General features: G+C 75.6%; 4 protein-coding genes and 1 tRNA gene. All 5 read left to right on the forward strand.

Features of this window, described 5'->3' with window-relative positions; genetic code table 11:
* Positions 1-9: 9 nt before the first annotated feature.
* The 5 genes from PHK61_RS25315 to PHK61_RS25335 all read left to right on the forward strand — a co-directional run bounded on the left by PHK61_RS25315 (position 10) and on the right by PHK61_RS25335 (position 6,637).
* A tRNA-Pro gene (locus tag PHK61_RS25315) sits at positions 10-83 on the forward strand.
* A gap of 184 nt (positions 84-267) precedes the next feature.
* On the forward strand, positions 268-1,500 hold the full coding sequence (locus PHK61_RS25320) for a hypothetical protein (protein ID WP_274283796.1): 1,233 nt from the start codon (positions 268-270) through the stop codon (positions 1,498-1,500).
* Positions 1,501-1,565: 65 nt separating this feature from the next.
* Positions 1,566-2,600: a glycoside hydrolase family 18 protein gene (locus tag PHK61_RS25325; RefSeq protein ID WP_274283797.1), complete on the forward strand. Its 1,035-nt coding sequence runs from the start codon at positions 1,566-1,568 to the stop codon at positions 2,598-2,600.
* Between the two features lie 208 nt (positions 2,601-2,808).
* Entirely contained in the window at positions 2,809-5,187 is a 2,379-nt protein-coding gene (locus tag PHK61_RS25330; RefSeq protein ID WP_274283798.1) for a glycerol-3-phosphate 1-O-acyltransferase, read from the forward strand.
* Positions 5,174-6,637: an HAD-IB family hydrolase gene (locus PHK61_RS25335; RefSeq protein WP_274283799.1), complete on the forward strand. Its 1,464-nt coding sequence runs from the start codon at positions 5,174-5,176 to the stop codon at positions 6,635-6,637. Before PHK61_RS25330 ends, PHK61_RS25335 begins: the two co-directional genes overlap by 14 nt.
* Positions 6,638-6,693: the final 56 nt, after the last annotated feature.

A 6,693-nucleotide genomic window follows, 5' to 3' on the forward strand; every position in this document is an offset into this window, starting at 1 on the left:
GATCGCCTCCGGGGTGTGGCGCAGCTTGGTAGCGCGCCTCGTTCGGGACGAGGAGGCCGTGGGTTCGAATCCCGCCACCCCGACACCGCCGTCCAAGGCCCCCATCCACCGTGTGGATGGGGGCCTTCGTCGTTCCGGACCAGTGACGCTTCATCCCTCGTCCGCACCAGGCACTTGTCGGTCTCCGTCCGGTAACGACACGATGTCGCTGGACGATGGCCCTTGTGCATCACCCTGTCGGGGGGCTGTCACACGATCGGGGACCTCATGCGACACGGACGGGCACCAGAGCCGCCCGCCGGACGGCACGCCGCGCCGGCCACACCGGTCTCGCCGGCGACCCACGGCGCGGACGCGCCGGCACCGCCGGCGATCGGACAGCACCCGCGTCACGCCGGAGCGGACCTCGGCACCGGCGCCCGGGCCGACCGCCGCCTGCGCGCGGTGCCCGACCTGCCCGCGGCGCCCGAGCCCGGGCGCCGACGCCCCACGCCCCGCCTCGCCGACATCCTGGCCGCCGAGCCGGCGCCGTCCGCGGAGCACGCCGCCGGGCCCCGCCCCGCCGTGCGCCCCTGGCTCGACGCCCCCGACGGCGCCGCCGCCGTCCCCGCGCCCCGCGTCCCCGGGCCGCATGCCGCGGGCGGGCCCGCGCATCCCGGCGACCACCCCTCGCTCCCGGGCGTGGCACCGGTCCCCCGTCCCACGGCTCCTCCGGCCCGCGCCGCCCGCCCGGCACCCCCGCAGCCTCCGGCCCCGGCCGATCCCACGGGTGTCGTGACCCCGCCGCCGGCCACGCGCGCGACCCCCCGGCACGCCCCGGCGACCGCCGCCACGCGCACGACGGCTGCCGACAGCCCGGCCACCCCGAACACCCCCGCCACTTCCGCCAAGCGCCCCGCCGCGCGCCGGTCGGACCCGTCCGAGATCGCCGCCCGGGCGACGACGACGCTGATCAGCGCCTCGCCGAGCGGACGCCGCCGCGCGGACCGGGCGGTCATCGCCCCGCCCGCCCCGCCGCTCGCGAGCGCCCAGGGCCCGGCGACGCCGGTGTTCGCCGACGGCACGGGCCGCCGCGCCAAGCGCTGGCGCACCGCCGCGATCGCGGCCACCGCCGTCTGCGCGTCCTACGTCGGCGTGGTCGCCGTCGGCGCGGTGGCGGGGCCGGTCGGGCCGACCGCCGCGCCGACCCTGCTCCCGCCGCCGACCCTGGCCCCGCCGGCGCCGGTCTCGCCGACGGTCGACGCCCGCAACATCGCCGAGGTCGAGCCGACCACCACCGCGCGCTCCACCCGCGCCACCACCACCAAGCGCGCCACGCCCCGCTCCACGACGCCGCGCGTGCCCCGCACGACGCCGCGCCCGGCCGTCGTGGCGCCGGTGGTGCCGGTCGCCCCGCAGCGGCAGGCTCCCCTGGTCCAGCAGGACGACGACGAGGGCCAGGGCAACGGCAACCAGCTCCAGACCGACGGCGCCGCGGGCAACGACGCCCAGGCCACCTGAGCCGCACCCGGCGTCCGGCGGCACGCCCGTCGCTGCGCGCCGTCCTGCTCGCCACCCTGGTCGCGGTGCTCGTCACCGGGCCGGTGGTCACCGGGGAGACGCCGACGCCGGAGCCCGCCCTCGCCGACGTGACCGCGACCGGGGACTCGGCGACCGCCGACACCCCGCGGCGCCCCGGGGTCGCCGCCCCCGACGGGCCGCTGCCCGCCGTCGCGTTCGCCCCCTACGTCGACCTGACCACCCCGCCGCTGCCCACCATGACCGACATGGCCGACGCCACCGGCCACGCCGACGTGGTGCTCGCCTTCGTCCTCGCCGGCGCCGACGGGTCGTGCGCGCCGACCTGGGGCGGCACGACGGCCTTGCGCGACCCGGCCGTCATGGCCCGGATCGCGGGACTGAAGCAGCGCGGCGGCCGCATGACCGTGTCCTCGGGCGGCGCGCTGGGCGACTACCTCGAGAAGGCCTGCCCCGACGCCCCCTCGCTGGCGCGCGCCTACGCGACCGCCCTCGACGCGGTCGGCGCCGACCACCTCGACGTCGACGTCGAGACCGACCGCGGCCGCACGGTGTCCGCGCGCCGCATCGCCGAGGCGCTCGCCCTGCTCCAGCGCGAGCGCGGCACGCGGGTCACGCTGACCGTGCAGGTCGACGGCGTGTCCGCGGGGCTCAGCGCGGACGCCCGCGACCTCGTCCGGGCGGCCACCACCGCCGGGGTCGCCGCGCGGGTCAACCTCATGGTGATGAACTTCGAGTACCAGGGCTCGTGGGCCGCTGCGATGACCGGCGCCGCGCGCACGGCGGTCGGCCAGCTCGAGGCGATGTGGCCCGGGAGCGATCCCGCCGACGTGCGCCGCCGCACCGCGGTCACGTTCATGCTCGGGCGCAACGACATGGACATGACCACGTCGCCCGAGGACGCGCGCGCCGTCGTCGACGACGCCCGCGGCAACGGCTACGGCGGCGTCGGGTTCTGGGCGCTCGCCCGGGACAACGGCTCGTGCCCCGGCACCGAGGACGAGGCCGACGACTGCAGCGGGATCGAGCAGGAGCCCTGGGCGTTCACGCGGATCGCCCAGGGCTTCACCGCCCCCGCCTGAGCCTCACCGTCCTCCGCCCGCGAACGGGCTGCCGACCGACTACTCATCGACGCGGACCCGCGCCCGCCCGGTCGCACGCGGCGCATCCGCCGCGCTGACCGGGGCTCGCCGGTCCACCCCACCGGGTAGGGTCCGGATGGACCAGGAGCTGCGGCGACGGGCGGCACGTCGCCGGGTACGCGACGTCGCGAGGGGCGGAGGTGCGGCGTTGAGCACGCTCGAGGACACGGCGACGCTCCCGGACCCGGGCGACCGGCCGCTGGTCGTCCTCGTCGACGCCCCGTCGAGCGTGGAGCGCCGCCTGGTCGACCGCTGGCTCGCCGGCATCCGGTCCGGACTGCGCAACGGCCGGGGCATCGAGGTGCTCCCGGCCGAGGGCGAGCAGCTCGCCGGGCGCCTGACCCGCGGCGACAACCCGCTGCTCGTGCCGGTGCGCGTGGTGTGGTCGGCCGACCCGGAGCCCGACCGCACGCTGCTGCGCCTCGCCGACGTCCTCACGCGCGGCTGGGCGTTGCGGTCCCGTGCCCGGGCGGCGCGCCGCGGGCCGCCGCACCACCGCGTCGTCGTCGGACGGCCCGCGACGGTCCACGAGCTCATGCGCCGCCACCGCCGCGAGCGCTCGGCCACCGACACCGCCGACTTCGTGCGCTTCGTCGCGCGCCAGGCCACGCTCGCGCTCGACCGCGCCGAGCGGGCGCTCACCGGCAACCGCTTCAAGGTCCCGCGCGAGGTCGCCGGCCAGATCGTCGGGTCGGCGCACTTCAGCCGTGAGATCCGCCGGCTGGCCGAGTCGACCGGGCGCCCCGAGGAGGACGTGGCGACCGAGGCGGCCAAGGACCTCGAGAGCATCGTCGCCTCGCTCGACCCCGCCGCCGTCGACCTGTTCTCCGGGGTCCTGCGCCCCATGCACGAGAAGGCGTGGACGGTGCACGCCGACACCGCCGGGCTCGAGCCGCTACGGGAGCTGAACGCCGGGCACGCGCTGGTGTTCCTGCCCTCGCACCGCTCCTACACCGACCCGTTCGTGCTCGCCGACGTGCTGCGCAGCAACGACTTCCCGCGCAACCACGTCCTGGGCGGCGACAACCTGCGGATCATGGGCGTCGAGGCGCTGGCCCGGCGCAGCGGCATCATCTTCATCCGCCGCAGCTTCGGCGGCGACCCGGTCTACAAGTCCGTGGTGCGCGAGTACTTCTCGTGGCTGTGCGCCAAGCGCTTCAACCTCGAGTGGTACATGGAGGGCGGGCGCACCCGCACCGGCAAGCTGCGCCCGCCGAAGTACGGGCTGCTGGCCGACGTGGCGAGCGCGGTGGAGCGGCGTCGCACCGAGGACGTCTACCTGGTCCCGGTCTCGATCATCCACGACCAGCTGCAGGAAGTGCACCAGATGGCCGCCGAGCAGACCGGCGCCCAGAAGACCCCGGAGGGCCTGCGCTGGCTCATGGGCTACGCCCGCGCCCAGCGTCGGCCCGTCGGCGGGGTGCACGTCAGTTTCGGGCGGCCGCTGTCGCTGCGTGCCGCCCTGACCGCGGCCGACGACCCCGCGCTCGACGCCCGGGCCGAGGCCGACCTCGACCAGGCCGTCGAGGACCAGCCCGCCCGCCGGCTCGCGCTGCAGAAGACCGCGTTCGAGGTGTTCGTCCGCATCAACCGGGTCACGCCCGTGACGCCGATCGCGCTCGCGGCACTGGCGCTGCTGGGGGTGCGCGACCGCGCGCTGACGCTCTCGCAGGTCCGCCGGGTCGTCGAGCCCGTGCTCGACTACGTCGACGCCCGCGGACTGCCCCACACCGGCATCGCGTCGCTGCGCACCAACGGCGGCGTCGCCGAGGCCCTGCTGTCGCTGCGCCGCGAGAAGGTCGTCAGCGCCTACACCGAGGGCTCCGAGCCGGTGTTCTCGATCGAGAGCGGCCACCACATCGTCGCGGCGTTCTACCGCAACTCCGCGATCCACCACTTCGTCAACCGGGCGATCATCGAGCTCGCGATCCTCGACGTCGGCGACCTCACGGGCCGCGACGCGCTCGCGCGGGGCTTCCAGGCCGCGCTCGACCTGCGTGACCTGCTGAAGTACGAGTTCTTCTTCCCCGACAAGGAGACCTTCCGCGCCGAGCTGATCGACGAGCTGACGCTCATCGACCCCGACTGGCGCTCCGACGACACCGACATCTCCCGCACCCGCAAGCTGCTGCGCCAGAGCCGGTTCCTGTGCGCGCACCGCGTGCTGCGCTCGTTCGTCGACGCCCAGTGGGTGGTGGCCGAGCGGCTCGCGGAGCACGACCCCGACACCCCGGTCGACCAGGACCAGCTGCTGGAGCGCTGCGCCGCCGTCGGGCAGCAGTTGCTGTTGCAGGGCAAGCTGCACGGGCCGGAGTCGCTGTCGCGGGAGCTGTTCGCGTCGGCGCTGCGGCTGGCCTCCAACCGGGGGCTGCTCGCCCCGAACACCGCCCCCGCCGAGGGGGAGCCCGACCTCGCGACGCGGCGACGCGCGTTCGCCGCCGAGATCCGCGGTGTGGTGGAGCGGGTGGTGGCCATCGACGAGACCGACGCGACGAACCGACAGGAGTCCGCGGGTGTCCGACCCTGAGACCAGCACGACGGTCACCGCCGACGACCTGATGCAGGCCGTCCTGGACGCGCCCGACGGGCCCGAGGTGGGCGCGTTCTTCGACTTCGACGGCACGGTGATCGCCGGCTACTCGGTCACCGCGTTCATGCGCCACCACGTCAAGAGTCTCGACCTGCACCCCCGCACGACCATCGAGACGCTGGCCAGCGGGTGGCAGGGCCTGCACGGCGAGGAGGACTTCCGCAAGTTCCTCGGCATCACGCTGCGCACGTGGGCGGGCCGCACCCCCGAGGAGCTCGAGAAGATCGGCAACAAGCTCTTCCGCGACGAGATCGGCCCGAGCGTCTACCCCGAGTCCTGGCGCCTGATCCGGGCGCACCTGGAGAAGGGCCACACCGTGGTCCTGGCCAGCTCGGCGACGCGGTTCCAGGTCGAGCCCGCCGCCAAGGCGCTCGGCGTCGAGCACACGATCTACACCGCCGTCGAGGTGGGCGAGGACGGCACGCTGACCGGCCGGCCCGACGGCCGCTCCCCGTACGGCGAGGGCAAGGCCGCCGCGGTCAAGGAGTTCGCCGCCGCGCACGACGTCGACCTCGACGCGAGCTTCGCCTACTCCAACGGCGGCGAGGACGTGCCGTTCCTGGCCACCGTCGCCCACCCGGCGGCGGTCAACCCCTCCGCGGGCCTGCGGCGCGCCGCCGCCGAGCGGGGCTGGCCCGCCCTCGACTTCACCGGCCGGCCGTGGACCACGCCCGTGGAGATCGCCCGCACCGCGGCGACGTTCGCGGGGATGATGGGCGGCTTCGCCACCGGCCTCGGGCTGGGGCTGCTGGGCGGCTCGCGGCGCGCCGGGCTGAACCTCGGCATCGGCCTCGGCGGCGACCTGTCGCTCATGGCCAGCGGGGTCTCGCTCGACGTGCACGGCGCGCGCTACATCTGGGAGGCCCAGCCGGCGGTCTTCCTGTTCAACCACCAGAGCCAGCTCGACGTCCTCGTGCTCGGCGGCCTGCTGCGCGGCAACTTCGCCCCGGTGGCGAAGAAGGAGCTCGCCAACGATCCGCTCTTCGGCGGGCTCCTGCGCCTGCTCGAGACGGCGTTCATCGACCGCGCCGACAACGCCCAGGCCCGCAAGGCCCTGGAGCCGGCGGTCGAGCGGCTGCGCGCCGGGACCTCGATCGTCATCGCGCCCGAGGGCACCCGCTCGCCCACGCCGACGCCCGGCAAGTTCAAGAAGGGCGCCTTCCACCTGGCGATGCAGGCGGGCGTGCCGATCGTCCCGCTGGTCTTCCGCAACACCGGCGAGCTGATGAGCCGCAACGCGATGATCATCCACCCGGGCGTCGTGCAGGTGGCCGTGCTGCCGCCGATCGACATCTCGGACTGGACGCGCCACGACCTCGACGACCGCATCGAGGGCGTGCGCCAGCAGTACATCCACACGCTGGCGCACTGGCCGGGCTCCGGCTAGATGTCGTGACCCGGCACGTTGTCAGCAGGCGAGTCGGGTGATCGGTGGGTGGCCGC

The sequence above is a fragment of the Actinomycetospora lutea genome, from assembly GCF_028737205.1.
Lineage (GTDB): Bacteria > Actinomycetota > Actinomycetes > Mycobacteriales > Pseudonocardiaceae > Actinomycetospora > Actinomycetospora lutea.